Raw genomic sequence first — 25642 nt, 5'->3', positions numbered from 1 at the left:
ATTCACAAGGAGTGAATGCAGTAATGCGATTACTAGAAGATTTAGCATACCGAGGGCTGATCTACCAGAGTACAGATCAAGAAAAATTAGATGAACGTTTGGAGCGAGAACCTATTGTTCTATACTGTGGATTTGATCCAACAGCAGATAGTTTGCATATTGGACATCTTCTTCCTATTCTCATGCTTCGTCGTTTTCAGCAATATGGACATCAGCCTATTGCATTAGTTGGTGGAGGAACAGGGCTCATTGGTGATCCAAGTGGTAAAGCTACAGAGAGAACGTTGAACACCAAGGAAGTGGTAGAAGGATTCTCCAATAAAATCCGAACTCAATTATCTCGTTTTCTTGACTTTGAAAAGGCAGAAAACCCTGCGTTATTAGCTAATAACCATGATTGGTTAGGTGAGTTAGACCTCATCTCATTCTTACGAGATGTAGGAAAGCATTTCTCCCTTAATTACATGTTAGCAAAAGAATCCGTTAATTCACGTCTTGAAAAAGGAATTTCTTTTACAGAGTTTAGTTACATGATTCTTCAATCCTACGATTACTTGGAATTACACCGTCGCTATGGGTGTGAATTACAAGTTGGTGGCAGCGATCAGTGGGGTAATATAACTGCAGGTACAGAGTTAATCCGTAAGTCGGATAATAAATCAGACGATCTATTCGGTCTTACTATCCCGCTTGTTACAAAGAGTGATGGAACAAAGTTTGGTAAGACCGAAGGTGGAGCAGTATGGTTAGATGCAGATAAGACATCTCCATATGTATTCTATCAGTTCTGGTTAAATACCGATGACGCAGATGTTATCAAATACCTCAAATATTTTACCTTTTTATCCAAAGATCAAATCGAAGATCTCGCACAAACGCTCGAAACTGCACCAGAAGAACGTAAGGCGCAGCGCACCCTTGCAGAAGAAATGACAAGATTGGTACATGGAGAAGCAGCACTATCACGTGCACAAAATATTACTGCTGCCCTATTTCAAGGAAAAGTGAGTTCTCTCACTGCTTCGGAGATATCGGAAGGTTTCCAAGATGTTCCTTCGTCTACGATCGAGGGGATCGAACTTCCTTTAGTTGATGTTTTGATTCAAGTAGGAGCAGCAAAATCAAAACGTGAAGCACGGGAGTTCATGCAAAATGGTGCAGTAACAGTCAACGATGAAAGAGTAACAGACACAAGCATCTTAGTAAATACCCTAAAAGCAATTGATGATAAATTTCTTGTTATTCGCCGCGGGAAGAAGAAGTACTTTTTAGCAGCATTATCATAAAACAAACCAAAAGAGATCGCCTATAGAAGGGGGATCTCTTTTTAATCTATGGGAAATGGATGAATTCGTGCTCCCCCTGTGTTACCTCTGTTCCATAACACAGGGGGAGTTAGATCACGATGCCATGTGACAGCTGCAACGGTTTTGCTTGTAGCTCCATGAACCGTTCTTCTTCAGAACGACCCAGTTCTTAATGTTGCCGATATCAGCGAATACACCATTGATCTTGAACTTAGGAACCTTCCCGAGGTACATGATGATCTTTTCGGATGAAGGATGCCAAGTCATCTTCGTTCCCGGAGAACGAAGGGCGAAGCCTGAAGCCTTATGCCGCAGCATCCTCCATTCATAAGAGTGAACCATGCCTTCCGATTCATTGTAGATACGAACACTCGAAGCAGTGCCGACGATTCCGCGACCACGAATGAGAAGATAGCGGTTTTCGGGGGCATAGTACTTGATCCCTGCCTCATCCTTCTCCGTCCTTGCAACATTGGTGATCGTGTATCCAGCAACCTTTACCTTCATGGTATTCCTTCCAGAAAAAAGACAGTGACTACATTTATTATACTGATAGTTTTTTGTCTAATCTATAGGGATAAAAGAAAAGACACTTATTTAAATAAGTGTCTTTCTTATAGTCTTGCGAGTGTGAAAACAGCAGTCGACATCATATTGGCGAGAGCTATATAAGTAAATTACGTGAACTTGAAGGTGATGGGATCATTAACCGAATTATTTATCATCAGATTCCACGAAAAGTAGAGTATGAATTGAGTGAATATGGCTGGAGTCTAAAAAGTATATTGGATCACTTTTGTTCATAGGGTGAAAATCACGTAGAAAAAAATTATGGAGATAAGTCATTAGTACTTGAATGTTATACAGAGGAACATAAGAGTTAAAATAGGCTATTTTACCTTTTGAAAAAGTTTATTAAGAAATAGGACATACTGAAGAATATTTCCTAATTACGCTTAAAATACAGATGAGATTTTGGAACAAAATAGTTTTGACGGAAAACAACCGACTCCTTAGCAGTACAGGCAGTCGGTTGTTTATTTTATATTCTATTATGATCGTTTTTGATCATAATAGAATAAATTTAGAGGTACCCAACGATTCAATCTAGTTTTTTGTTGCATATCCCAATTTAAAATGTTGAGAAATTTATTTGTAGGTGCAGATCGTTATCCACCCTGATCAACACAATCTTTCATTACATAAGTCTTACCCAGCTAGTTCTACTTTAAATTGTTGTTGAACCAGTTGTTGATAAAGTGCATTGGTCTTCAGCAATTCTTCATGTGTACCCTTCCCCGTCAATACTCCTTTTTCAAGAACGACAATTTGATCAGCATCTACTACAGTAGATAGTCGATGAGCAATAACAAGCGTTGTACGATCTTTCATTAGGTTTTGCAGAGCTTCTTGGACCACTTGCTCAGAAGCAGAATCCAAATTGGAGGTTGCTTCGTCTAACATTAAAATTTTGGGATCATGCAGGATTGCTCTGGCTATCGCAATTCGCTGACGTTGTCCTCCAGATAGTTTGATTCCTCTCTCTCCAACCTCTGTCTCAAAACTGTCTGGCAAGTCTAATATAAACTCATCTGCATACGCCAATTTTGCTGCACGTAATAGTTCTTCCTCTGTAACTTCTCTTGTCATCGCATAACAAATATTATCGCGAATGGTACCAGCCAGAAGTGGGCTTTCTTGCGATACATAGCTGATACAACTACGCCAATCGCGAAGGGAAAACTCATGGATTGACTTTTCTCCTAACCGAATGACTCCGCTTGTTGGTATATAAAATCGCTCCATCAGTGAGAAGAATGTTGTTTTTCCGCTTCCACTAGGTCCAACAAGTGCCGTTACTTTGCCAGGTTCAATTTCAAAGTTGACATGATGAAGGATGGTTTCTTTCCCCTCGTAAGCAAAGGAAACATTTTCAATATGAATTGGTAATTTGGGATCTACGGTGTCCGAAGTATTGGCTTCTGCATCTTCTTCGGTTTCATACTCTAAAATTTCCGCAATACGTTCTGTTGCACCCATTGCTTTTTGTAAGCCGACAAAAAACTGTGTCATAGTTGTAACTGGAATGATAATTTGGAACAGATAGAGGATAAAGGCGACCAAGTCCCCTGCTGTTAAATCCCCTGATGCAACTCGCATCCCCCCATAGCCAATGATCATCACCAACATGGACATCATGATAAGTCCCATGAGTGGTTGGAGGATAGCCACGATTCGAGATTCTTTTAGTCCATAATGGAAGAGAGAATCAATTTCTTTCTCTCCTTGTTTTTGTTCTACTGGCTCAGCAGCATAAGCTTTTACCAGACGTATTTCGGATACCACTTGAGTAAGTAAACTAGAAAAGACTGCGGTTTTCTCCTGAATGCCCTTGGAGATTCCTCGCATTTTTATTCCGATCGGACGCATGACAAAGACAATAATAGGAATAGCAATTAACATGACTAACGTCATGGACCAATCCAAGTAAAACAAAATACAAAGGGAACCAACAAGGGAAACAAGACCCGTAAACATCGATACCAACTGATTGGAAATCAATTCACGAATAATAGAAGTATCATTGTTTATCCGGCTGACTGTTTCCCCAGAATGATTTGTATCAAAATACGGGATCGGAAGAATGAGTGTTTTGGCCCATATTCTTTTTCGTAAATTCGCGACAACGAGGCCGCCGAGATAAGCCAAGTTATAGGTTGCAAAACTGGACATTATGGCCTGTATGAGTATAGCTCCCACAAGAAGGAATATAGTGGACATCGTCAAAGATCCTGTAGTCATTACATTGACAGCATCTTTTGTAAACCAAGGAACAATGAGTCCAGCAATCGTGGAAATAAGTGATAGACCAAGAACAAGGGCTATTAACGATTTTGGTAGTTTATTTAATTGAACCAAGTCCAAAAACTTCTTCCACTGGATTTTTGAAGAAGGTGTTGTTTTTTTCTTTTTCAAGCTTCTCCCTCCAAAGCATGTTATTTGTTCTTATTGTAATGATTCTTTATGAACGGAAAATGAACAGAAAAAAACTCCTCTTTCAAGAGGAGTTTAGCCAAGAAACGATTAACGAGAGTAGAACTCTACGATAAGGGTTTCGTTGATTTCAGCTGGTAACTCAGAACGGTCAGGTAGACGGTTAAAAGTACCTTCTAATTTGTTTGCATCAAAAGAAACATATTCTGGTGTAAAAGTACGATCTTCCAGAGCTTCTTTTACGATGGTGAGGTTGCGGCTTTTTTCACGTAGACTGATAACGTCTCCGAGTGCTACTTGATAAGCTGGACGGTCTACTTTTTTACCATTGATGGTAATGTGACCATGAACAACCAATTGACGTGCTTGTGCACGGGTACGAGCAAGACCTAGACGGTAAACGATGTTGTCCAAACGAGATTCGAGCAACTGCATGAAGTTTTCCCCATGGATACCTTTGATCTTACCAGAGCGAACGAATAAGTTACGGAACTGTTTTTCGTTCATGCCGTACATCAAACGTAGTTTTTGCTTCTCTTGAAGCTGAATGCCGTACTCACTTAATTTTTTACGTTGGTTTGGGCCGTGTTGTCCTGGTGCATAGGGACGACGAGCTAATTCTTTCCCCGTTCCAGATAGTGAAATGCCAAGACGACGACTTAATTTCCAAGTTGGGCCAGTATAACGTGCCATATTGTAAAACTCCTTTTCATTTGCGTTTTTCTACAAATGACAGGGGCTGATCCGCTGATGCTTACCTTACTTATCCGGATAGCGGCGGTAAAAGTAGGTACCTATAAACATATAGGGCGAACCAGTGAGGGTGATCCCTTCACCTATCGTTTGCGTGCTATCCTCATATTCCCATAGGAGGGATATTTCTAGAGCCATACAAACAAGTATTATACATGCTCAAAGGATGAAATACAAGGGATTGAAACATTTACCTGTAGATGTCCCCTCTATTGCCAATCATCTCAATATAGATAATCTTCTCTCTATGATTGATAGAAAAAAGAGCCCGGAAAGTACCGATTCGTAAACGGTATAATCCTTGGCTTCCTAATAATTTTTTTATATCTCCTTCAGGAGGAACAGAAAGTAAACCTTTTAAAGAAATAGCTATACGAGATTGAATGTCTAATGGTTGTTTTTCGATAAATTTTAGTACTTTTTTATGGTAGATCAACTTGTAAACGGAATTCACTTTTTGCCTCCTTGCCAGTCACATAACCGCTATCATCATTTAATAATTGTTTTTCTTCATCATTTAGTGGTTCATCAATTTCTGGAATATTGTCCCAATGATTTTTCGAAGCTTTTTCCAAAAGAAACTCCATATAATCTAGTACATTATCTTGATAATTAGAAGGTAACTGCTGAAACATATAATTTAATTTATCCTTAGGAATACCCATTGAATAAATCCCCCTGATCAAAGTTAGGTTACTTGATTTTACCATATTTTATTTGTTTTTGCAGTCCATATGCTTTGGTACTGACTTTAAGTAAAAAATAGGCATCCCAAGCCCCGCAAATTTTTCTTCGTACTCTGTTGTAATATTGGTTTCTGCCCACTGGCTGTGGTGTAAATCATTGCTTTGTTCGATGATTTCCCAACCCGATTCCTGAATTTCTTCTACCGAAAATTGATATAAACTTTCACTGTCGGTTTTGAGAATGAGGTCTCCAGTAGGGGAAAGGAGATTTTCATACGCTTTTAGAAAACCACGATAAGTAAGTCTTCGCTTGAAATGCCTTGCTTTTGGCCATGGATCACTAAAATGAAGGTAAAAACGATCTACTTCACCAGGGGCAAATGCTTCTTGCAGTTTTACAATGTCCAACCATAAGTATCGGACATTGGTATTCTCGGTTTCTTCGCCTTTTCGAGTAGCTAAAAGGAGTGGTTCTTGTATTTTTTCTACACCGATCCAGTTAATATTTGGATAAGTTGTAGATGCTTTCGCTAAAAATTGGCCTTTCCCTGTGCCGAGTTCTACATAAAGGGGATGGGAATTATCAAATAATTTTTTCCAACTTCCCTTTTGTTCTTCATAGTTGGTAACACTGAGGGGGTGAGTAGTCAATAGTTCTATTGCCTGAGGGTTTCTTCGTAAACGCATGTTTGTGCTTCGCTCCATTTATGAAATAAGCCCTATTATAGCAGAAGGAAGGATGGAAGAGGAAAGAAAAAGAGGAACTTAGGTTTACGGAATAAAATATAAAAAAAGCAGTGCCAGTGGTGTTCATTTGCAGAACACCATTGGCAGTCGGCTCCGAAGTCAGATCGTGTTAGTAGGGAGCAGTAGCGATGTCCCACAGACCCCTTGCAGTCAGGATGATGCCAACGAGCAACCCACCTACCATGATGGGGATCAGGACATCGGTTGCGCGGTTGCGCTTCCGAAAGAGATCCCGCTCTTCGTTGGTCATTCCCTTGTGCCGAGTTTGGTCACGCAGGATAAGGTTTTTTTCGTGCAGGTTCCAGCAGATTCCGAGGAGGATGCCTGCGAGAATCATCAGGCCGAATCCGACGAGAGCCAGAGGAACGCCAAAAACAAGGATCATGACTTAACCCTAATGTTGTAGAGGGAACCGACGATTTATTCAGAGTATATCATATTTTATCAGTATAAATGCAGATCGGTGGTGTTCTCTATATGAAGAAAACACCACCGACTGCCAGTCCCGTCTCACCGGAAGAAATGCGAGACGAATTCCGCGATGGGGTGGAGGATCTCGCTCAAGATCCACAGACCAGTCCCAAATGACGCTACCGGAATACTGATACGAAGTTTCTTATAGCGGTTCTCCTTCTTGTAGATGAGATGGTACGCTTCCTTAACCGAGATAGGGACAACCCTTTTCAGAATTCCGAGGGACCACCAGGACCACAGTCCGTAGAGGGATGCGACGATCCCCAGCATTGCTCCAGCAGTTCCCGCCTTGTCAATAATGTCAATCATGACTTTGCCTTTCTTTCATGGACGGAACCAGCGATTTAATGTAACTATAACAGATCTCATCAACTCCATACACATAAGGGTTTTGACGATCTCACATCTCCTTGGAAAAAATTCCCCTATGTTAGATTCGCTGTATGATAACTTTGAAGCATTATATATGTACATTCATTTTATTTTTAAAATTGTATCGTTCCGCAGGTAGACCTAGGTCTACCTGCGGAACGGTGAGATGCCCGGAATTACGGAAGGATTTCGAGTTCCTCCCGGTTCTAGCTCTCAGGAATACCCATTTCCTTTCGGATCTTCTGGAGCGCTGCCTTGAAAGAATCCTCGAGTGAAACCTTTTCGTTGGTTTCCTCGAGCGAAGCCTCGTCGTTGGTTTCTTCGAGTGAAGCCTCGTCGTTGGTTTCTACGTCCCAGAGTGCGGTAAGTGCAGAAGCGTTGTATTCCTTGTCGTTCCTGGAAACAATCACTTCTCCTTCCTTCAACACGACAAGAGCTCCTCGGAGCTCAGGCTGAAGGAAAAGTACGAGTTGATCGCGACTGATCGCCATCTTCTCTCCTCACATTGACGATGAATCATTTTTATTATATTTAAAATCATACAACTTCGCTATAGGTGGGGTGTAGAGTGAGCGGAAAAAAACTATAATAAAGACGAGACAAAGATGAAGGACGATGTATATGACACTCGAAAAACTACAATCCGAAATTCAAGACCTATCAGAAGTAGAAATTAATACTATCCACAAATTAGTCCAAGCTCTCAAACGCACACGTGTAAGTCCCCTTGCTTATATTGAAGAGATGATGAATTTCCAATTTATGAGGTATGATGAAGAGGAAGAAGCTTATATTCATCGTATGTGTGTAACGGATGAATTGAAAAATCGATATAAGATTTTACATGGTGGGATTACGGCGACATTTATCGATACAGCGATGGGAGCAACAGCAATCCAAGCATTGGGTGAAGAGACGAGCGCTGTGACAATCGATTTACAAGTTCATTTTCTCTCGCCAGGAAAAGAAGGTTGGCTATACGCTTATACCAAGTTTGTGAAGAAAGGGAAAACCATTATTACGATGGAGAGTAAGGTGAAAGATGAGCAGGGAAAATTAATTGCGACTGCAAGTTCCACCTTCTTCCGTCTGAAGTAGGGGTGGTGAAAACGTGAAAAAACCAGTGAAAATAGCACCCAAAGCGATTATTTTTGATCAAGATAAGGTACTAATATTAATACGCTCCAAAAAAGAAAGAAAGGATCGACATTCTCATGGTTGGGACTTTCCAGGTGGCGGTTTGGAGTCTGGGGAACAAATTATGGATGCTTTGATACGAGAAGTAAAGGAAGAGACAGGACTGACGATTAAAGTAATCTCTCCAGCTTATATTTACGATGAGCTTATGGATGAAAAACATTTGGTCATTATGAAGTTTGCTTGCTGCAACCCAATCGGTGAGATTTCCTTGAGTTCTGAACACGAGGACTACCGGTGGGTAAACATGAAAAAGTTAGCAGAAGAGCCATTTCCAGAATGGATGAAAGAAGAAATGAGAAGAGCTTATCGGATGTATCAAGTGTTTCGGGGAATAGAATCCAATATTTTGGTTGAAAGATAAAAAGCATGGCATCTGCCATGCTTTTCTTAGTTAAAGGGATTATTGATTTTAGGTGGGTGATCCAATCATTCCCGATCAGATCACCCAAGTCCTAGTCCCGACTAGCTGTCGTATCGCTTAGACCAGTTCACATGGTACGGCTTTTGACCTGTCATCAGCCTCATCTCCCAAGAAGGGTTGCAGAGCAAACACTGCTCGCCAGAGCGGAGTACGGAGACTGTGCAGTCACAGGGACAAGCGCACTTGGGCTTCACAAGAGTGTGGCTCCCATTTTCAGCGTGGTTACTCACGTGACCTACCTAGTTGAGCCTATTACTTGGTTCCTATTATAGAGAATGGTCGATAAAAAAAATAATTGTAATTTCTTACACCGCATTTCGCACCGATTGTAGATATTTTTTTCCTTTTTCCGGATCATACTGTTTTTCCCACTTGGAGATGACAACAGTAGCGAGTGAATTTCCAACGACATTTACTACGGTACGTGCCATGTCCAGAATTCGGTCAATACCAGCGATAAAGGCAAGTCCCTCCATTGGGATTCCAACAGATCCTAATGTCGCCAGCAGTACGACAAAAGATACCCCTGGTACACCAGCGATTCCTTTGGAAGTCAGCATTAAGACAAGAACTAACATGATCTGTTTGCTGATTGGCATATCAATCCCATACATCTGTGCGATGAAAAGCGCAGCTAATGCTTGATATAAGGTAGAACCGTCAAGATTAAAGGAGTAACCCGTAGGAACTACAAAGGATGTAACTGTTTTGGAACAACCGAACTTCTCCATTTTCTCCATGATTTTAGGTAATACAGTTTCCGAACTGGAGGTGGAGTAAGCAAGAATCAATTCATCTTTCAATATACGAATGATATGGAAGATATTAACCCCAACCATTTTTGCTACTAAACCTAAAATAACAACAATAAAGAAGATCATTGCTCCATAGACACAAATGGCTAATTTTCCAAGCGGAATGAGGGAGTTGAGTCCAAACTTAGAAATGGTGACCCCAATAAGCGCGAAAACACCAAATGGCGCAAATTTCATGACTTGATTGGTAATCCAAAACATCGCTTCCGAGATTCCTTGAAAAATCTGCAAAACGGGTTTCCCTTTTTCACCAATCGCCGCAATTCCTAATCCAAGCATAATAGAAAAGAAAATAATAGCGAGCATATCGCCTTTTACTAGCGATTCAATAATATTGGTGGGTACAATGTTGACAAGCGTATCCGCAAAACTATGGCTCTCTTGTGTTTTAGCAGTAGATACATAGGACCCAATATCACTCTTTTGCAGATTTTGCATATCAACTCCATGACCAGGTTGAAATACATTTGCGATAAGTAATCCGATCAAGATTGCTATGGTTGTAATAATTTCAAAATAAAGAAGCGTTTTACCACCTAAAGCACCGAGCTTTTTAAAGCTTCCTGTACCTGCGACTCCTACGACTAAGGTAGAAACCACAATTGGAATTACAATCATTTTGATAAGATGAAGAAAAATATCACCTATTGGTTGTAAGAATGTAGCTACTTTTGGATTGCCATAAAAAACAGCACCTACAATAATCCCTAACACCAATCCAATTAAAATTTGATAAGCTAAGCTAATTTTTTTCATTCTTTCTCCTTCCCGAAACGCCTGCCAAACAGGATAAAGCATGACTAAAGGATCGGTTCCCAGTCTGTTGACTCTATCAGAATGGCAGCGAGCTGTTCGAGGTATTCTTTGTCTAACGCTTCAAAGCGTCGTAAAACAGGGCTGTCAATGTCCAATACACCTATGACTTTGTCATTTACAATAAGGGGGATGACGATTTCAGATCGGGAATCTGCATCACAAGCGATGTGTCCTGGAAATTGGTGTACATCTTCTACTACTTGTGTACGTTGTTCTGCTACAGCAGTTCCACATACACCTTTTCCTACAGCAATACGAACACATGCAGGTTTTCCCATAAATGGACCCAATACCAACTCGTTTTGTTTCATAAGGTAAAACCCAACCCAATTTATTTCATGTAGCATATGAGCCAAAAAGCTTGCTGTGTTAGACAAATTGGCCAGCCAGTCTCGCTCATCTTCCAATAGGGACTTTAGTTGTTTACTCATCGATGTATATTGTGCTTCTTTTGTACCTGTCGGTTGTTGAACGTAAAACATTTAAAAAACCTCCTAATTTTTTATTTCCCTTTTTCCACAAAACGGTTTCTGTTAGAATGAAAATGTATTGTATCACCTTATCTATTCTACCTGCGAGAAATAATTTGGAAAAGAGGTTTCTTAATTATGGTAAATGAGCGTATTTCTACCTTAGCTCATATTCTGGTCAATCATTCCTGTAAAGTACAACCCGGAGAAAAGGTAATGATTGATATGTTTGGTGAGGATAAGGAACTAGCGATTGCACTCGTCAAAGAAGTTTACAAAGTGAATGCTTTTCCTTTTGTACAATTGACAGATCAACTTGTACATCGAAGTATGTTAATGGGTACGAATAGTGCACATCTAGATGTATGGACACAAATTGGGTTGGAACAGATGAAACAAATGGATTGTTATATCGGGATTCGTGGAAGCGAAAACATCAGCGAATTCAGTGATGTTCCAGATGAAAAAATGAGCTTGTACAGCCGCACCTATTCTCATGCCGTTCATGCTGAAGAGCGTGTAAATAATACGAAATGGGTCGTTCTTCGTTATCCATCTGCTTCAATGGCTCAGCTTGCCAATATGAGTACAGAAGGATTTACAAAGTATTACTTTGATGTTTGTAATGTCGATTACGTCAAAATGGAAAAAGCCATGCGTCCATTAGTCAAACGAATGGAACAAGCGGATCATGTACATATCAAAGGATCTGGTACTGATTTACAGTTCTCTATCAAGGGTATTCCTGTGATCAGTTGTGCAGGTGAACATAACATCCCAGATGGTGAAGTTTTTACTGCCCCTGTGAAAAACTCCGTTAATGGTGTCGTACAATACAATGCACCAACTATCTACAATGGTTTCTTATTTGATAACGTTCGCCTTGAATTCAAAGATGGCAAAATCATCAATGCAACAGCAAACAATACCGAGAAGATCAACCAAATCTTTGATACAGATGAAGGTGCTAGATTCATTGGAGAGTTTAGCCTTGGAGTAAATCCAAAGATTAACCACCCAATGCGTGACATCTTATTCGATGAAAAGATCAATGGTAGTTTCCACTTTACACCAGGTCAAGCATACGAAGAAGCAGATAATACCAACCGATCTGCTATTCACTGGGATCTGGTATGTATTCAACGCCAAGAATATGGCGGTGGAGAGGTTTATTTCGATGGAGAGTTGATTCGCAAAGATGGACTGTTTGTCGTGGATGATTTGAAGGCACTCAATCCAGAGAATTTAAAGTAAAACAAATCCCCTCCTTTACACGGAGGGGATTTGTTTTGAACATCATCAACAACTTTTTAGCAATCATATGTGTATAGAAATCATCCGAGGGTAGTAAGATACGTCTTTACACTTATGATCCCAAAAAAGTCAGTTGATATGGAAGAGGATGAACAAATAGTTGTCTTCTTAAAATAATTCTTGAGACTAAGGGTTTTTTCTATTAATAAACACTTACAGATTTAATCGTATCAGCAGCAGATCCTAAATCATTGTAATAGAAAGCAATTTCCAAAGTATGCTTACCAGCAGGATAGGTGAGGTAGATACCGTCTTCCCCTTCTACTTCTTTGACAGGTTTCCCAAATTCTTTCTTCACTTCTTTGTAAGTGACCCCATCATAGCTTAAATCATTGGAATAGATTTCCTTTGTATGGCCAGCTTCTCCAAAAAAACTGATATGGCGTTTGTCGTAAAAAAGGTTATCTCTATCTGATCCCTCATCTGGTTTACCCCATTTTTTCACAATTGCATCATGAGAAGAGCCCAAACCAAAAGATTCACTATTGATGACCTTTCCTTCCGCTGCCAATTGTTTGGTTTGTTTCAACAACTTTTGATGATTTTGCTGTTGGGTACTCCCTTGTTGCGTTTGGACAGTCGTAGAAGCATCAACTTGACTCAATTGAGAAAAACCAGCTAGCAATGTTCCAAGCGTAAATGTCGTAACAGTAATCGTTTTTATGGTTTTGTTCATTAAACCTACCTCCAGAAAGAATATTTGGTATACTTCTTATTTTAAAGATGTAAAGAAATAGAAAAAGGGTAAAGACTGGTTTGAAAATTTCCCCTTTTTTTACGAAGTGGATAGATAAGGTCGTTTCCGTTTCAAAATTGGAAAAATTCAAAGTATCGATTATTCGCTCATGTGGGATTACAATTTCCTTATGGCTTTCTTTGTGATCTTCTCATGAAGTAGACCGTAGATTTATCATAATAATACAAATATTAAACTCTCATCCCAACGCTTAAACGTCGAATAAGAGCGGGGGATTTTCAGCTCGACTACTATTGCTTTTTTTAACCACATTTCCAAGTATTGAATTTCATATACAAAAAGATACATATTTTATATGAATGAAATACACATGCCTAAAAATGTAACAGACATAGATTAGTAGAAGTTCTAAAATGGATTTCAGACATAAGTCCATTGTCATCACTGCATAACCTATCAATGGTACCAAGAAAAGGATGGTAAAAAATGAGAAATTGGAAAAAGAAAGCAATTGTTTTTACTTTAGCTACTGGCCTTCTTCTCTCTGCTGCTACACTATCAACAATCAACACTGCATCTGCTAACACACAGAAACAAGCGGCTCAATCAACGAATGTTAAGCATCAAGTAATCCTTAAACAAACGAAAAATTTGGCTGATGATGGTAAAACGATCAACAGCGAAAAATTTGGAGTTGGTTCTTCTACCAAAGATATCATCAAAAAATGGGGACAACCAGACAACCCAAAAGAGGAAATTTCCCTGAAATACTCCAAGCGTCAAATTGAATTTTTAGCAAGATCCAAAAAAGTAACCACTGTTGTATCCAATGACAACCGCTATGAGGGAATAACCTATCAGGAAGTAGTCGATACATTGGGATTACCATATGAATATGAAGATGGAAAAGATATCATCATCTCTTACGAAGCTGAAAAACATACATTAAAAATCGCGTTCAATCGTAGCGGTAAAGACCAGTCACCAAGTACGATTAAATACTTATTTGTAAAATAAAAGAACCAACATATGAATGTACCCTGTCAAGTAGATTCTCATATTGAAGGGGCATACTGAAAAAATAAATGCAAGTTTACTGCCATTGACAGCAAATGATGTTTAACCACTCACATGAGTGGTATTTTTTATATTTTGAGCTGGAATTATTTAGTCGATGAGAAGGGATATATCGGAGTTCTCAATAATGAAAAGTATTTTTGTTTTCGGGCGATGGGACAGCGAAAAAGAAGAATAATCAAAATATTGATCGCTATCACTTTCGCTGATGAAGTATTATTTTTGGGGATTACTTCTAATGGAGGAGTTCATATGTAGCAGATCAGCAGAAAGTGTAAGAAACGATAATGGAGGAGAATCCGAGGTAACTCCAATTTCAGCACAATAAATGGAATCGATTCTTCCTCAGGGAGTCGGTTCCGTTTTCCATTATTTGACCGTACTTCGTCGTTTCATTGCTGGTCGTTATTTAAAAAATGGATAAAGTGTTGCCCCCCGCATACCTGGTTGGAAATGCGGGGGGCAAGATGGGATTACTCAGTTGTTGTACTTACTTCGCAGACTCAGCCGCCTCCAGTGCACGGTTGCGCCGCACGGACGACCAGAAGGACGCAGCGATCAGCGCGACGCCGATGGAACCGGTGATGACCTCAGGGATCTCGTACTGGATGGTGACCAGCAAGAGACCAGCGAGCGCACCGATCGCGTAGTGAGCGCCGTGCTCCAGGTACACGTATTCGTCGAGCGTGCCCTGGCGAACCAGATACACGGTGAGCGACCGCACGTACATGGCGCCGATGCCGAGACCGAGTGCCATCAGAACGATGTCGTTCGTGATGGCGAACGCCCCGATCACGCCGTCGAAGGAGAAGGATGCGTCGAGTACCTCCAGGTAGAGGAACATAAAGAACGCAGCCTTGCCCGCGAGCGGCATCACGGGGACCGGCTTGCCGGTGCGGGCAGCCTCTTCCTCCTCCTCGTGCTCCTCCTCTTCCTCGAGCTTGTTCTCGAAGAAGCCGGAGAGACCGTTGACCACGAGGTAGGTGATCAGACCGGCGATGCCGGCGATCAGGACCGTACCCGACTTGTCCGTGTGCCCACTGTGCAGGCGCGCGTGGGTCGCGAACGTCATCGAGGTGACCAGCAGGACGATCAGGGCGATGCAGGCCGACAGCATGTCGAGCTTGCCGAGCTTGGCAAGCGGGCGCTCCAGCCAGCCCAGCCACTTGATGTCCCGGTCTTCGAAGATGAAGCCCAGGAAGATCATCAGCAGGAACATCCCGCCGAACGCGGCGATGCCCGGGTGGGCATCCGTGACGAGCTGTTCGTACCTCTCCTTGTCGGTCAGCGCCAGCTGGATCGCTTCGATCGGGCCGAGCTTGGCGCTGAGCGAAACGATCGCGACCGGGAATACCAGTCGCATGCCGAACACAGCGATCAGAATACCGATGCTGAGGAAGATCTTCTGCCAGAAGGGAGACATCTTCTTCAGAATACCGGCGTTGACCACCGCGTTGTCGAAGGAGAGCGAGATCTCGAGGATCACGAGGATCCCCGCGATCGTGAAAGCAGTCCAGCCTCCGACGAAGGCGGCAACGGCCAGGCCGAGCACGGTGGCCGCAAACGACCAACGGAATTCCTTCAGTACCACTTTTTTGTTCCCATCTTGTGAGACGATGAGGGTAACCCCTCACGGACTTATTCTGATTATACTATGTTTGTTTAGGAATTTATATCTCCAAATAAAAAGAATAATTCGGTTTGTTAGAATCATTCTACTCATTGTGAAACATTCCTTTCATCGAATTGATTCAAGCTTACGCTTCACATACGGATGCCGGATAAACCTAAATCGATTTCAGCTTTTAAGTTATGTATTCTTCACCCTTTTCTCTCCCACAGCAAAAATATCGTAGCTCTTACCGTGCACATAAGTCGCGTTCCCCATATCCACTACTTGTGCATCCAGTAAAACGATTTCGATTTGCTCTCCGTTTTCACCTGTGATAAACAGCTTACTTACCTTTCTGGTAGGGAGAGGGGGAACCGCATAAGGTTTTTCATCCAATAAATAATCCATCCGAAGCTCATTTGCTCCAATCGGTGTTAGAAACCGATTATAAAAACGCCACTCAGGCATCGATCTTAAAGACTCATCGAATGCTTTCACTTTTTCCTGACAACCTTCGATTTGTAATTGTAAAGCCATTTTTCTTCACCCTTTTTCTATAGAAGTACAAATTTGATGCAATCGCCTTATCTCCATGCGTATAAGTGCATGAACCCATCGCTCATTGTCATTAAGCCCATTGGGAAACAAGAACGATGCAATATACCCTTTTATTTGACAGTGTAGTTCATCAACGACTTGTAACTTATGGAGATGCATTTGATCAGCGGAGTACTGGTATTGATCGGCTATCTCTTGTAGCGCATTAGTTACTTCACGTGGAATCGTTTTGTTTTCGATGATCCAGTCTAAGGTCAACCGTTTGTAAGAAAAGATCGGTCATTCATCGCGATACCTCCGTTTGATTTAATAAATATCTAAATAATCAAAAAATAAATCAGTAAAGTGAGTCTCCTGTAGTTGTCTTATACGTTAGAAAAGCTAACTATTTTCCATTTGATTCCTATCCAATCATTTATCTGTCTAAATTATAGCCAAAAGAATAAATTTCCATCAATAACCAATTTTTCAATACATCCTGCCAGAACTATTGAATATTCTCGTTGATTCAAGACACAACATCACACAAAAAGTTATTTATAGCAGATGCTTTTCAATGTCTTTCATCATCTACTATGAAAAATGAATATTTGCTATTAATTGACGAATCCGCCATAATATTGGATAAATTTACAACGTACAGGTAGAGAGAGGGAAACCAATGAGCTTTCAAAACGATTTACCTCTTCTTGCGTATATAGCTAGAAAGATCAGATTGGATCAAGGTCTTACTTTGGAGAACTTAAAAGACGAAAATATTTCCGTTGGCACGATTTCGAATATCGAAAATATGGAGGGGAATCCTTCGGAGAGTAAGGTCTACTATTTGTTTGAGACACTTGGATATGATCGAGAGGGATTGGAGGAGTTAAAACAGCGGGAATTATTGGAGTTGGAGATATTACGAAGGAAATTGGAATGTGTGGAGAACATGATCAATGATGAGGATTTAACACAAGCCAAGGAACTTCTTAGTAGATACACACCTAGAGAATACAATGCTCTATTTCCTTATGCTAATTATTTGAAGGGACTACATGTATTTTTTGAAAATAACATAGAAAAAGCACAAAAAATCTGGATAAAAACACTTGATCTTTGTAAAAAACAGGTGTTTTTATCGAAACAACATTTGTTTTCAAAATGTTATAACGAGTTAAGCACATGTTTTTATAGGCAAAACGATATTCAAGGTGCAATTCGCTATATAAAAAAAGGGATAGATCAATTTCAAATAGAAGAACACAATGAAATTAAATATGCCTTAATTTGTAACAACATATTTTACTTAAACAAATCTGGACAAATCCAAGAGGCATATGAGTGCATCAAACAAATTTGGTCATCCATCCATCAGATTCAAAGAATGCAAGTCAAATTACACCTATATAAATCTCACTGTTCTATTTTGATAAAAAATAACGAACTAGAAAAAGCAGAACAATATTGTAGGGAAAGTATTGAGATTACCCAACGAAATCTATTACCGAAAAGTTTACTGCTTGATTTTTTAAATATCTTAGGTAGTATCTACCTAAAACAGAGAAAATATAAACTTGCTCTTGAATATTTTCATCTTGTTTTAGACATGGATGAAGAGCGGAAATCCCCCAGAAGACACGTGGATGCTTACACTTATTTGACTAATCTGTATACAATTTATCATGAATGGTCAAAAGCTCAAGAATGTATGGAAAAAGCTCTACTCATAGGTATGGAGATCAATGATGATGTTCGATTATCAAAAATCTTGATCGTATCTGGGATTAGTACGAAAAAGCAAGAAAAATATGAAAAGGCGATCCCTTTTTTTAAAGAAGCAGTCATACTTTGTGATAAACATGGTTACTCAGAACTAAAGTATATAGCTGTGTATGAATTGGCTGGGTGTTTTGATAAAATTAATAATAGAAAAGAATTTTCGCACTGGGCGGAGGAGTTTTATTTTCTTCAGAGAAAACTGGGTCAGACATTGAAGGGGGATTTTTATGAAGTACTTTAAAATCACCATTAACTATATGGGTGATGATGATGAGACAGTAACATCGTAAGATTATAAACAAACACCAGTTATCTAGGACTGGTGTTTTTGTTGATTCAAAGAAATCGTTAGAGATGTTCCTTAATGTTTTTTTACTGGCATAAAGATATGATTTGAAACTATTTGCAATGGGTTTGTCTGATACTGGGTTAATATAATCGTAGAAAAACATCGGTTATCTGTTTCTCGGTTAATAAGTCGAATATTTTGTATTTGACTCAGATAATTAGCAGTACCGTAACTACCTATTGCATGAATACCAGCTATTAAAATAAAAGTATCTTCTCTTTCTCGGTGAAAGCGAAGTCTACCTAAATATGCAATATCTTTCTGTTCGGACTGTTCTTTATCCATGGGAGACATTAATTCATTTTGACTTGATAGATCAACAAATTTCCATTGACCATTCTCATCTTCACGAAACTGATAATAGGGGTCTATTTCAAGAAGTTTTTTTATCGCTGGAGATGTTTTTGGTCCACATATAACAATATCTCCTGTAGTAAAATTCATATCAGTATCATTAGGTAGATAAGATAGGCTAGGTGTAGCCCCGTGTTCACGAACAAACTCAGCTAATGTATTCGCTGCTAAAAAATCTTCAGAGGCAATAACGGGTAGTTCTCTACCGAGATCACGTGAAGGGAAGAAAATATTTACTTTTTGAGATCCAAAAAATTTTGTAACACTTTTCTTTTTTCCCATTTTAGAAAAGATACGAATCAACATACCTCCAAGGATAACTATATTAAGCGTTAAGGATATTACTAATTCAATGTTATCTATAATTGGCATAAAAAACTCCTTTATTTATTTTGAATCATGAGCATGGAAATATCATCATGTTTACGAAAACGTGGAAACTTTTGTCCATTAGGATCTGAATGCTCAATAGATCTTATATGATTAATTACTTCTATTGCAGGAGTTTTTGCTAAATAGCTAATGAATTTCTCCCAAGAAGGAATTGTCCTAAATGTATCTACTAATCGTGTTAAGCCATCACTTATCAAAGCAATATTCCAATTCTGGCTAGGATTAAGTACTCTTTTTCCGGTTAATGCACGATTACATATAATAGGATCAATCGATGCGACATAGAAGCCATTGTCTTGATTACGATATGTATCTTCTAACTCAATCAACTCACTTTTTAATCTTTTTATCTCAGGTGCAGAGTAACCCTGTCCTTGTTGCAATAAAGAAACAATATTATTTCTTATAGCAGGACCAATTTGTTGCAAGCGTTGATCGCTGATCTGTTCCGCTCTTGAATCTATTTCTAATACTAGCGAATTATCTCCTAGAACAAAGTATTCCATTTCGTTTTCGGCTATTCGAACCATAACGATGGTACTGCTGGGAAAAAAAGATGCAGATTTATATTTATCTTTAATAAGTTCAGCAATCTTTTTAATAGAAGTAGCCACTATTTGTTGAAGTGGGGCGTTTGTAGAAGAAGTTTGCAGAGTCTCTATAATCTTTTGACTTAAGTAATAAACATATTGTTGTGTAGATAAGAGAGATTCGCTTGTTTTTGGATTGGATGCTCCATCAAGTAGCCAAAAAACATTATCATATGAACCAACTAAGTCTTCGTTATGCAGTTTGTCAGGGTTTTTATTTGTAAAGGTTGATATAACTGCATTCATATTATCTACTCCAACTTTGTATTATCATTCAGTAATAATTATACAATTTAAACAAGTTTGTGAAAAGTAAAACAAAATATTGATATGGTAGTTTAAATGGAAAAGTCTAATCATGTATTTTTGTTATCCATTCTTACTTTCAAAGACTCTCGATTGAAAAAATAAATTGTATTGAACATCACTATTAACTCTAAGTATTTAAAACAGCACCATCACGATTACAAAAAGTAAAGCTCAGATATGAGCTTTACTTTTTTAAGTGATATTGCTAATCAGTCCATTTATTATGGTATTTGGGATTATTCCAATGGAGGAAATCCTGGCCTATCTAGATATATCTTCTTTTTATCAATCAAACACAATAGCATTTATTGCTCTATATCCAACATTGGTATCTGCAACGTTAAAATTTACAGTTCCTATAACTGGAGTAACACACACATGTATCGTGTATGTGATTGGAGAACCTGTTGCTGTATCTGTAAAAGTTAAATTCGGAACGAATGTTTCAATATTAGGATCGTTTCTCACACTACCTTTTCTTTCAGTCAATTGCAATTGTGTTTCATTTGGAGCAGGTAATAAAGCATTATTTTTTCTTAGTTCATATCGAATCACGTATTGGAATGAATCATTATTCGGTCCCGATCCTTGAGATACTGTTATTTGTACCTTAGCCATCGAATCTACCTTAATTTGTGTTCCCGCAGTTGCTGCTGGAACATTTAAAGTAATGAGGGCAGGTGACGGGGGAGTTACGGGACAAGCAGCAATTGCGGTTGCTGTACTGTTCTGCACTCCAAAATATCTACCTGGACCTCTGGGACCAGTTGATCCCGTAACACCTTGGATTCCTTGAGGCCCCTGAGATCCAGTTGATCCTGTAACACCTTGGATTCCTTGAGGCCCCTGAGATCCAGTTGATCCTGTAACACCTTGGATTCCTTGAGGCCCCTGAGATCCAGTTGATCCTGTAACACCTTGGATTCCTTGAGGCCCCTGAGATCCAGTTGATCCCGTAACACCTTGGATTCCTTGAGGCCCTGTTGCTCCTCTATGTGATTTTTTACATTTTTCTAGCGACTTTTTACATTCTTCATACTTTTTCTTATACTTTTCATACTTTTTCTTATATTTTTTACATTCATCAGACAAATGAATCCCTCTTTTACTTTTTGTAACAATATATGTGAATGAAGCAAAAGAAGAGTGGACTCATAACACATTGCCGCAACATTGCTGTTATTTTAGCTTTTCATCCTATGACTGAGGCCTAAATTCATCTGCATGACATGGAAAAAATAAAAATCCCCTCTGATAAACAGTTTCACTCTGTCATCATTAGGGGATGAATGAAAGTCTTTTATACAAATTCGATTTCTTTGATACCACCAACAGGATTGCCTTTATTAGACCCATCAGCAAAATACAGTAAAGCTGGGCCTCCGTCTTTCACCGGCTTCCCATCAACGGCAAAACACAAATAACTAGCCATTAATGTAGCCATGGGAATACTGACTTTTTCCCCATCATGGAGATGGCAAATAGCGTGAGTGGTGCTCACATCCGGTTCTGCATGGTGGATAAAGGGTTCTATTTCTATCGCTAATCCCTCTGTCTCTGGGATTCGGTCTGCAAGTTCAAAACGTCTGTCATCAAAAATCCAAATAGTGGGATCTAAGGTGATGGTGAAGTTTACTTTTCCTGTTAGCATAATGATGTCATGCATGATAACTATATCCTCTTCTCTATCGACTTTTGTAAAATAATCTTGTTCATGATAAACTAATTGTAGCATAGGTATAGAAGGTCTATTACAATTAAACATATAAATTCAAGAAAGAACCGTGTTCCTACGGTAGATAGGGGGTTTCATTCTTGGCCGCTCCAATTGAGACCGATATTCACCAAAAAGCATTGTTCCTTTTAAGAGAAGATGCGAAGAAGATAGAGCAGTTGATCGGAGTTCAACTCGCCAACTTGACTCTACCTAAATGTCCTCTGTATGAAGAGGTACTAGACACGCAAATGTTCGGATTGTCTCGTGAAATCGATTTTGCGGTCCGTGTCGGATTGATCTATCGGGAAGATGGTCAACAGATTTTACATGAGCTAGAACAAAAATTAGCAGATTTATATACGATTCTTTTAGAAAGTTAGCATATCCCCACTACTTGTAGGGGATATTTTTGTATCTGCTTGTTTGGTTTCTTTGTCCAACTTTCGTTCCGCTAAAATCAGCTCACGAGTAAGCAGTCGAATTTTACTGCTTATTTGCAGTTGTTCTCGTCGATCTTGCCTTGCTTTGGATTCATCCCCGCGTCTTGTCGCGAGTTGGAAATCGTCTTGTTTTTCATTCATGTTCTTTTCCAAACGTGCGATCTCGATTTTTATATTTTCTACTTCTCGTTCATACCGCCAAATAGACATTATGATAACCTCCTATCTTCTTCTATTTCTTCTCCATAGTGTTGTTTTCCTATGCCGGATCGTAATTTGAAGTGCGACACTGAAATAAAAAAATTCAGGAAATAATTCGTGTAAAATAACGTTACTTCTACTCTTTGAACAAGGAGAATCATGTATGACTCCAGATGAGCAAATTCACTAACATTTTGTTCCGAATCAGCTTGATATGCATGCCTTCCGCGTCTGTTGTAAAGAACCCAAAGGACGTTCCAGTTAAGCATATTTTCGCTTGGGATTTTTCGTATCCATTTTTGCTCCCAGACTATTCAATACGAAACCAAGTATGAGCCAAATACCTTCTGGATTTCTTGTTACAAATATTGGAGATATGGCAAAATGGTTGTCTTTTCACTTGAATCTCACATCACAACTGAAAGTAAAACCTGTAACGTCTATAGGAGACAATCGATTCCATTATTTTGGCGGATGGATGTTCTCAAAGGATATAAAATCTATCTACCATGAAGGTAATTTACCCACCTATTCTGGATATACGTGGATGGATCAAAAAAATAAAATAGCTGTCTCTGTTTTGGCAAATAGCAATACGAGCAATAACATCTCCCTTGTAAAAGAGATCGTTTCGCTATTAAAAAAGGAGAACATTCAACCTGCAGAGACTGATATTAACAGACTGACAGATCGCATTAGTTCTATTCTTATTTTGGTAGGTCTATTATGGGTAGCAGGAATGCTAATGGTGATAATTATTCGATTAAATAAAATAAAAAAAGAAAAATACCAATTCAAACAAACCATTTTCCCCAAAATTGCATCGGGTGTTTTATTCATTTTGGCTCTTTTATTGGTGTACGGATCAACTCAAATTCCTAAATTAATTAACCCGGCTGCTACTTGGGACTATGTCTATGAATGGCTTCCAATTACAGCGATAATAGCTATCGCTCTATTAACTATTGCGTTGTTACTTTCTATTATTATGGTTTTTTTGTTTATGTGCTTTTCGCAAAACAGAAAAACGGGAAGCAATTAGATATGATTTTTGGAAATCTATACTCTATCAACCCAATAAATAAAGCCCACGCTTAACAGCGTGGGCTTTATTATATCAAAAGTGGCTAAACGACAAAGAATACCGTACCTAAGATGATATAGACAATGAGCAGCAGGGTACCTTCATACCAGTTCGTTGATCCATCACGTGAGATAGAAGAGGCGATAATAGCAGATACACCAATGGCCGTAAGTTCATAAGAAGTAAAGATCAGATCCATTTGTTTATTGAATAAGAGGCTGATAAATACAAGAGCTGGAGCGACAAATAGAGCGATTTGCAAGCTGCTGCCGATTGCGATTTCTACGGCTGCACCAATTTTATTTTTCATTGCCAAGAAGATAGCCGCACTGTGTTCTGCTGCATTTCCGATGATGGCGATCAAGAAAGCACCTACAAACAATTCAGACCAGCCTAATGCAGTTGCAACATGTTCTACTGTATGTACTAACCACTCACTTTGGATGGCTACAAACACAGTGGATACAACTAGAAGTAAAATAGAAACTCCTTTTGAATAATCAGGTTCTTCATGATCATGGTTGGGCATGCCATCAATGTGTTCACCAAGCTCTTTTTTATGTGTAATAAGAGAGAAATAAAGCCATAAAAAGTAACCAAGGATAAGAACGGAAGCAATAATAAGACTGACTCCATTGACTTTTACAGCGGGGACATCGCGTAAAAACACAGCAGGGACAACAAGTGCGATGACAGCTAGCATCATCAAGGAAGAATTGTGACCCGCCAGTAAGGGGTTGAAGTTTTGAATTTTAAATTTTAAGCCGCCGACAAACAGGCTTAATCCGAGTACCAATAATAAATTTCCGATGATGGAACCTGTAATACTTGCTTTTACCATGTCGAATAATCCTTCTTTTACAAGAAAGATGGCGATGATCAATTCAGCAGCATTACCAAAGGTTGCATTTAATAGTCCGCCTAAACGTTCCCCTGCATAGTGTGCTACATTTTCAGTAGCTTTTCCTAGTAAACCAGCCCAAAATAAGAGGGATAAACAAGCCAGTGCAAACTGTAGAGACTGGTTACCACCTAGAAATTTCGCTGCTGCGCTACCAAGTGTAGAAAGAATAAGGAAAGGATAAAACCATTTTTGATTCATATGCATGAACTCCTTTGTTTTAGCATTTGCGTTTCGATTAATCCCATACAAAAAACACGAATCTTGTCAAGATATTTCCTTTAAAAGTCGAATGTTTCTCACTAGAAAAAAGCAGGAAAACCATAAGATTCAGAGAATATTCCCAACATGCGTTAATATGGAAGGAGGGGCTACAAGTGGATTATCGGAAAGATACAGCTATTTTCATCGATTTAGAAAATGTTTATTACGGGCTAAAAAAGTACCATATGGACCCCGACCATCCCGATGACTCCCATAATTTGTTTGTACGACTTACGGAGTACTATGGCAAAGATTCGATTCGTATGATGGAAGCATATGCCGATTTTGAACAAGTTGACTTGTCCATGATGAGTTTACAAAAAAAACGAGTTCATGTAAATCAAGTATACAGCAATGGGAGAGAAGGAAAAGATCGTAAGAATGCTGCTGATATACAACTATGTTTAGATACAATGGAAGTATTGTATCAAATCCCTGAAATTCATACGTATGTAGTAGTCAGCGCAGATCAAGATATGATTCCTCTGTTGGATCGTTTATGGTCAAAAGGAAAAAGAGTAGAACTCTTTTGTCTATGGGATGAAAGTTTATCCAAATCATCACAGCTCCATGAATTTTGCGATCAAGCTCATAATTTACTTGAATTTCTTAATGTCGAAAAATTAAGTACTCTCTCTCAAGTCGATCGTTTGATTCACAATACGGTTGTACAAATTTACGAATGGTATCGTGATCCGAACAACATAGGGAAAAGTTATGGGAGTACATGGATTAAAAACGATATATCTCGCAAGTTTCATCTAGATGAAATAGAATCCAATCATCTATTTAATCGATTGGTAAAAGGGAAGTACTTGCTTCCTTACGAAATAGAGATACAAGATAAAATATTTTATGGCTATAAAGTTAATTTAACCCATCCTCAAGTGCAAATGATGGTAAAAATCGCAGGATACAAAGTGAGTTAATGAATTTGAAATAGTAGACTAAGTCGTATAGAATGGA

General features: G+C 39.1%; 29 protein-coding genes and 1 pseudogene. 10 read left to right on the top strand and 20 right to left on the bottom strand.

What is annotated here, in order from left to right:
• Nucleotides 1-23 precede the first annotated feature (23 nt).
• Nucleotides 24-1286, top strand: coding sequence for a tyrosine--tRNA ligase (tyrS, locus tag A3GQ_RS0117220; RefSeq protein ID WP_028778125.1), 1263 nt, complete (start codon nt 24-26; stop codon nt 1284-1286).
• Nucleotides 1287-1400: 114 nt separating this feature from the next.
• On the opposite strand, the gene A3GQ_RS0117215 is transcribed toward tyrS, so the two are convergent.
• On the bottom strand, nt 1401-1814 hold the full coding sequence (locus A3GQ_RS0117215; RefSeq protein WP_028778124.1) for a hypothetical protein: 414 nt from the start codon (nt 1812-1814) through the stop codon (nt 1401-1403).
• Nucleotides 1815-1981: 167 nt separating this feature from the next.
• Here A3GQ_RS0117215 and A3GQ_RS26360 point away from each other — a divergent pair.
• Nucleotides 1982-2110 (top strand): annotated as a pseudogene (locus A3GQ_RS26360) (winged helix-turn-helix transcriptional regulator); the annotation flags it as partial.
• A gap of 406 nt (nt 2111-2516) precedes the next feature.
• Here A3GQ_RS26360 and A3GQ_RS0117210 read toward each other — a convergent pair.
• From A3GQ_RS0117210 to A3GQ_RS0117175, 8 genes are all read right to left on the bottom strand, one after another.
• A complete protein-coding gene (locus tag A3GQ_RS0117210; RefSeq protein ID WP_037465369.1) occupies nt 2517-4283 on the bottom strand; it encodes an ABC transporter ATP-binding protein in 1767 nt (588 codons plus the stop codon).
• Between the two features lie 108 nt (nt 4284-4391).
• Entirely contained in the window at nt 4392-4994 is a 603-nt protein-coding gene (rpsD, locus tag A3GQ_RS0117205) for a 30S ribosomal protein S4 (RefSeq protein WP_028778122.1), read from the bottom strand.
• 250 nt (nt 4995-5244) lie between these two features.
• Nucleotides 5245-5508, bottom strand: a complete 264-nt coding sequence (locus A3GQ_RS0117200) for a type II toxin-antitoxin system RelE family toxin (protein ID WP_028778121.1) — start codon at nt 5506-5508, stop codon at nt 5245-5247.
• Nucleotides 5477-5719, bottom strand: coding sequence for a hypothetical protein (locus tag A3GQ_RS0117195; protein ID WP_028778120.1), 243 nt, complete (start codon nt 5717-5719; stop codon nt 5477-5479). Before A3GQ_RS0117195 ends, A3GQ_RS0117200 begins: the two co-directional genes overlap by 32 nt.
• Nucleotides 5720-5767: 48 nt before the next feature.
• Entirely contained in the window at nt 5768-6427 is a 660-nt protein-coding gene (trmB, locus tag A3GQ_RS0117190; protein WP_028778119.1) for a tRNA (guanosine(46)-N7)-methyltransferase TrmB, read from the bottom strand.
• Nucleotides 6428-6596: 169 nt separating this feature from the next.
• Complete coding sequence (locus tag A3GQ_RS27275; RefSeq protein ID WP_156877788.1) at nt 6597-6872, bottom strand: hypothetical protein; 276 nt, start codon at nt 6870-6872, stop codon at nt 6597-6599.
• A gap of 125 nt (nt 6873-6997) precedes the next feature.
• Nucleotides 6998-7270: a hypothetical protein gene (locus A3GQ_RS0117180; protein ID WP_028778117.1), complete on the bottom strand. Its 273-nt coding sequence runs from the start codon at nt 7268-7270 to the stop codon at nt 6998-7000.
• A 269-nt stretch (nt 7271-7539) separates the two neighbouring features.
• Nucleotides 7540-7824 (bottom strand): hypothetical protein, encoded by a 285-nt coding sequence (locus A3GQ_RS0117175; protein WP_028778116.1) that lies wholly within the window; start codon nt 7822-7824, stop codon nt 7540-7542.
• 130 nt (nt 7825-7954) lie between these two features.
• On the opposite strand from A3GQ_RS0117175, the gene A3GQ_RS0117170 reads away from it, so the two are divergent.
• Both A3GQ_RS0117170 and A3GQ_RS0117165 read left to right on the top strand, forming a co-directional pair.
• Nucleotides 7955-8431 carry a PaaI family thioesterase gene (locus tag A3GQ_RS0117170; RefSeq protein ID WP_028778115.1) on the top strand — a complete coding sequence of 159 codons (477 nt, stop codon included), beginning with the start codon at nt 7955-7957 and terminating at the stop codon, nt 8429-8431.
• Between the two features lie 13 nt (nt 8432-8444).
• Nucleotides 8445-8894, top strand: a complete 450-nt coding sequence (locus A3GQ_RS0117165) for an NUDIX hydrolase (protein WP_028778114.1) — start codon at nt 8445-8447, stop codon at nt 8892-8894.
• Nucleotides 8895-9259: 365 nt separating this feature from the next.
• Here the strand turns inward: A3GQ_RS0117165 and A3GQ_RS0117160 are convergent, their stop codons facing one another.
• Nucleotides 9260-10525 carry a cation:dicarboxylate symporter family transporter gene (locus A3GQ_RS0117160; protein WP_028778113.1) on the bottom strand — a complete coding sequence of 422 codons (1266 nt, stop codon included), beginning with the start codon at nt 10523-10525 and terminating at the stop codon, nt 9260-9262.
• Between the two features lie 44 nt (nt 10526-10569).
• On the bottom strand, nt 10570-11067 hold the full coding sequence (locus tag A3GQ_RS0117155) for a GAF domain-containing protein (RefSeq protein WP_028778112.1): 498 nt from the start codon (nt 11065-11067) through the stop codon (nt 10570-10572).
• Nucleotides 11068-11193: 126 nt separating this feature from the next.
• Here A3GQ_RS0117155 and A3GQ_RS0117150 point away from each other — a divergent pair, with 126 nt between their 5' ends.
• Nucleotides 11194-12309 carry an aminopeptidase gene (locus tag A3GQ_RS0117150; RefSeq protein ID WP_028778111.1) on the top strand — a complete coding sequence of 372 codons (1116 nt, stop codon included), beginning with the start codon at nt 11194-11196 and terminating at the stop codon, nt 12307-12309.
• Between the two features lie 202 nt (nt 12310-12511).
• Here the strand turns inward: A3GQ_RS0117150 and A3GQ_RS0117145 are convergent, their stop codons facing one another.
• Nucleotides 12512-13045 carry a DUF4309 domain-containing protein gene (locus A3GQ_RS0117145; protein ID WP_028778110.1) on the bottom strand — a complete coding sequence of 178 codons (534 nt, stop codon included), beginning with the start codon at nt 13043-13045 and terminating at the stop codon, nt 12512-12514.
• 507 nt (nt 13046-13552) lie between these two features.
• On the opposite strand from A3GQ_RS0117145, the gene A3GQ_RS0117140 reads away from it, so the two are divergent.
• Complete coding sequence (locus tag A3GQ_RS0117140) at nt 13553-14083, top strand: DUF4309 domain-containing protein (RefSeq protein ID WP_028778109.1); 531 nt, start codon at nt 13553-13555, stop codon at nt 14081-14083.
• 550 nt (nt 14084-14633) lie between these two features.
• Here the strand turns inward: A3GQ_RS0117140 and A3GQ_RS26355 are convergent.
• Both A3GQ_RS26355 and A3GQ_RS0117125 read right to left on the bottom strand, forming a co-directional pair.
• The gene (locus A3GQ_RS26355) at nt 14634-15734 is read right to left on the bottom strand and encodes a DUF475 domain-containing protein (RefSeq protein ID WP_028778108.1); all 1101 of its coding nucleotides are present in this window, start codon (nt 15732-15734) and stop codon (nt 14634-14636) included.
• Nucleotides 15735-15953: 219 nt separating this feature from the next.
• Nucleotides 15954-16292 (bottom strand): hypothetical protein, encoded by a 339-nt coding sequence (locus tag A3GQ_RS0117125; protein WP_028778107.1) that lies wholly within the window; start codon nt 16290-16292, stop codon nt 15954-15956.
• 682 nt (nt 16293-16974) lie between these two features.
• Between A3GQ_RS0117125 and A3GQ_RS0117115 the strand changes: the two genes are divergently transcribed.
• Nucleotides 16975-18315, top strand: a complete 1341-nt coding sequence (locus A3GQ_RS0117115) for a tetratricopeptide repeat protein (RefSeq protein ID WP_028778106.1) — start codon at nt 16975-16977, stop codon at nt 18313-18315.
• Nucleotides 18316-18435: 120 nt separating this feature from the next.
• Here the strand turns inward: A3GQ_RS0117115 and A3GQ_RS0117110 are convergent, their stop codons facing one another.
• The 4 genes from A3GQ_RS0117110 to A3GQ_RS0117095 form a co-directional block, all read right to left on the bottom strand.
• Complete coding sequence (locus A3GQ_RS0117110) at nt 18436-19149, bottom strand: hypothetical protein (RefSeq protein WP_028778105.1); 714 nt, start codon at nt 19147-19149, stop codon at nt 18436-18438.
• An 11-nt stretch (nt 19150-19160) separates the two neighbouring features.
• Entirely contained in the window at nt 19161-20006 is an 846-nt protein-coding gene (locus A3GQ_RS0117105; protein WP_028778104.1) for a hypothetical protein, read from the bottom strand.
• Nucleotides 20007-20354: 348 nt separating this feature from the next.
• Nucleotides 20355-21161, bottom strand: coding sequence for a collagen-like domain-containing protein (locus tag A3GQ_RS28265; protein ID WP_028778103.1), 807 nt, complete (start codon nt 21159-21161; stop codon nt 20355-20357).
• 208 nt (nt 21162-21369) lie between these two features.
• Nucleotides 21370-21735, bottom strand: coding sequence for a molybdopterin-binding protein (locus A3GQ_RS0117095; RefSeq protein WP_028778102.1), 366 nt, complete (start codon nt 21733-21735; stop codon nt 21370-21372).
• A gap of 149 nt (nt 21736-21884) precedes the next feature.
• Between A3GQ_RS0117095 and A3GQ_RS0117090 the strand changes: the two genes are divergently transcribed.
• Complete coding sequence (locus A3GQ_RS0117090; RefSeq protein ID WP_028778101.1) at nt 21885-22166, top strand: Fpa/YlaN family protein; 282 nt, start codon at nt 21885-21887, stop codon at nt 22164-22166.
• Here the strand turns inward: A3GQ_RS0117090 and A3GQ_RS0117085 are convergent.
• Nucleotides 22155-22436, bottom strand: coding sequence for a hypothetical protein (locus tag A3GQ_RS0117085; protein ID WP_028778100.1), 282 nt, complete (start codon nt 22434-22436; stop codon nt 22155-22157). The two genes, A3GQ_RS0117090 and A3GQ_RS0117085, sit on opposite strands and share 12 nt — an antisense overlap.
• A gap of 322 nt (nt 22437-22758) precedes the next feature.
• On the opposite strand from A3GQ_RS0117085, the gene A3GQ_RS0117075 reads away from it, so the two are divergent.
• Nucleotides 22759-23469: a serine hydrolase domain-containing protein gene (locus A3GQ_RS0117075; protein WP_156877786.1), complete on the top strand. Its 711-nt coding sequence runs from the start codon at nt 22759-22761 to the stop codon at nt 23467-23469.
• Between the two features lie 85 nt (nt 23470-23554).
• On the opposite strand, the gene cax is transcribed toward A3GQ_RS0117075, so the two are convergent.
• A complete protein-coding gene (cax, locus tag A3GQ_RS0117070; protein ID WP_028778097.1) occupies nt 23555-24613 on the bottom strand; it encodes a calcium/proton exchanger in 1059 nt (352 codons plus the stop codon).
• A 176-nt stretch (nt 24614-24789) separates the two neighbouring features.
• Here cax and A3GQ_RS25795 point away from each other — a divergent pair, with 176 nt between their 5' ends.
• A complete protein-coding gene (locus A3GQ_RS25795) occupies nt 24790-25605 on the top strand; it encodes an NYN domain-containing protein (RefSeq protein ID WP_051271981.1) in 816 nt (271 codons plus the stop codon).
• The last annotated feature ends 37 nt before the right edge of the window (nt 25606-25642 follow it).

The organism is Shimazuella kribbensis DSM 45090 (assembly GCF_000428065.1).
GTDB lineage: Bacteria > Bacillota > Bacilli > Thermoactinomycetales > Thermoactinomycetaceae > Shimazuella > Shimazuella kribbensis.
This window is presented reverse-complemented; position numbering and strand designations above follow the sequence as displayed.

Bases quoted from the DNA above. Each gene is read 5' to 3' on its own strand.
- A3GQ_RS0117115 (WP_028778106.1), top strand. From the start codon at position 16,975: ATGAGCTTTCAAAACGATTTACCTCTTCTTGCGTATATAGCTAGAAAG.
- A3GQ_RS0117170 (WP_028778115.1), top strand. From the start codon at position 7,955: ATGACACTCGAAAAACTACAATCCGAAATTCAAGACCTATCAGAAGTA.
- A3GQ_RS0117215 (WP_028778124.1), bottom strand. From the start codon at position 1,814: ATGAAGGTAAAGGTTGCTGGATACACGATCACCAATGTTGCAAGGACG.
- cax (WP_028778097.1), bottom strand. From the start codon at position 24,613: ATGAATCAAAAATGGTTTTATCCTTTCCTTATTCTTTCTACACTTGGT.
- A3GQ_RS0117140 (WP_028778109.1), top strand. From the start codon at position 13,553: ATGAGAAATTGGAAAAAGAAAGCAATTGTTTTTACTTTAGCTACTGGC.
- rpsD (WP_028778122.1), bottom strand. From the start codon at position 4,994: ATGGCACGTTATACTGGCCCAACTTGGAAATTAAGTCGTCGTCTTGGC.
- A3GQ_RS0117195 (WP_028778120.1), bottom strand. From the start codon at position 5,719: ATGGGTATTCCTAAGGATAAATTAAATTATATGTTTCAGCAGTTACCT.
- A3GQ_RS0117110 (WP_028778105.1), bottom strand. From the start codon at position 19,149: ATGCCAATTATAGATAACATTGAATTAGTAATATCCTTAACGCTTAAT.
- tyrS (WP_028778125.1), top strand. From the start codon at position 24: ATGCGATTACTAGAAGATTTAGCATACCGAGGGCTGATCTACCAGAGT.
- A3GQ_RS0117175 (WP_028778116.1), bottom strand. From the start codon at position 7,824: ATGGCGATCAGTCGCGATCAACTCGTACTTTTCCTTCAGCCTGAGCTC.
- trmB (WP_028778119.1), bottom strand. From the start codon at position 6,427: ATGCGTTTACGAAGAAACCCTCAGGCAATAGAACTATTGACTACTCAC.
- A3GQ_RS0117155 (WP_028778112.1), bottom strand. From the start codon at position 11,067: ATGTTTTACGTTCAACAACCGACAGGTACAAAAGAAGCACAATATACA.
- A3GQ_RS0117085 (WP_028778100.1), bottom strand. From the start codon at position 22,436: ATGTCTATTTGGCGGTATGAACGAGAAGTAGAAAATATAAAAATCGAG.
- A3GQ_RS0117160 (WP_028778113.1), bottom strand. From the start codon at position 10,525: ATGAAAAAAATTAGCTTAGCTTATCAAATTTTAATTGGATTGGTGTTA.
- A3GQ_RS0117075 (WP_156877786.1), top strand. From the start codon at position 22,759: ATGAGCCAAATACCTTCTGGATTTCTTGTTACAAATATTGGAGATATG.
- A3GQ_RS0117125 (WP_028778107.1), bottom strand. From the start codon at position 16,292: ATGGCTTTACAATTACAAATCGAAGGTTGTCAGGAAAAAGTGAAAGCA.
- A3GQ_RS0117145 (WP_028778110.1), bottom strand. From the start codon at position 13,045: ATGAACAAAACCATAAAAACGATTACTGTTACGACATTTACGCTTGGA.
- A3GQ_RS27275 (WP_156877788.1), bottom strand. From the start codon at position 6,872: ATGATCCTTGTTTTTGGCGTTCCTCTGGCTCTCGTCGGATTCGGCCTG.
- A3GQ_RS0117180 (WP_028778117.1), bottom strand. From the start codon at position 7,270: ATGATTGACATTATTGACAAGGCGGGAACTGCTGGAGCAATGCTGGGG.
- A3GQ_RS0117105 (WP_028778104.1), bottom strand. From the start codon at position 20,006: ATGAATGCAGTTATATCAACCTTTACAAATAAAAACCCTGACAAACTG.
- A3GQ_RS0117095 (WP_028778102.1), bottom strand. From the start codon at position 21,735: ATGCATGACATCATTATGCTAACAGGAAAAGTAAACTTCACCATCACC.
- A3GQ_RS0117150 (WP_028778111.1), top strand. From the start codon at position 11,194: ATGGTAAATGAGCGTATTTCTACCTTAGCTCATATTCTGGTCAATCAT.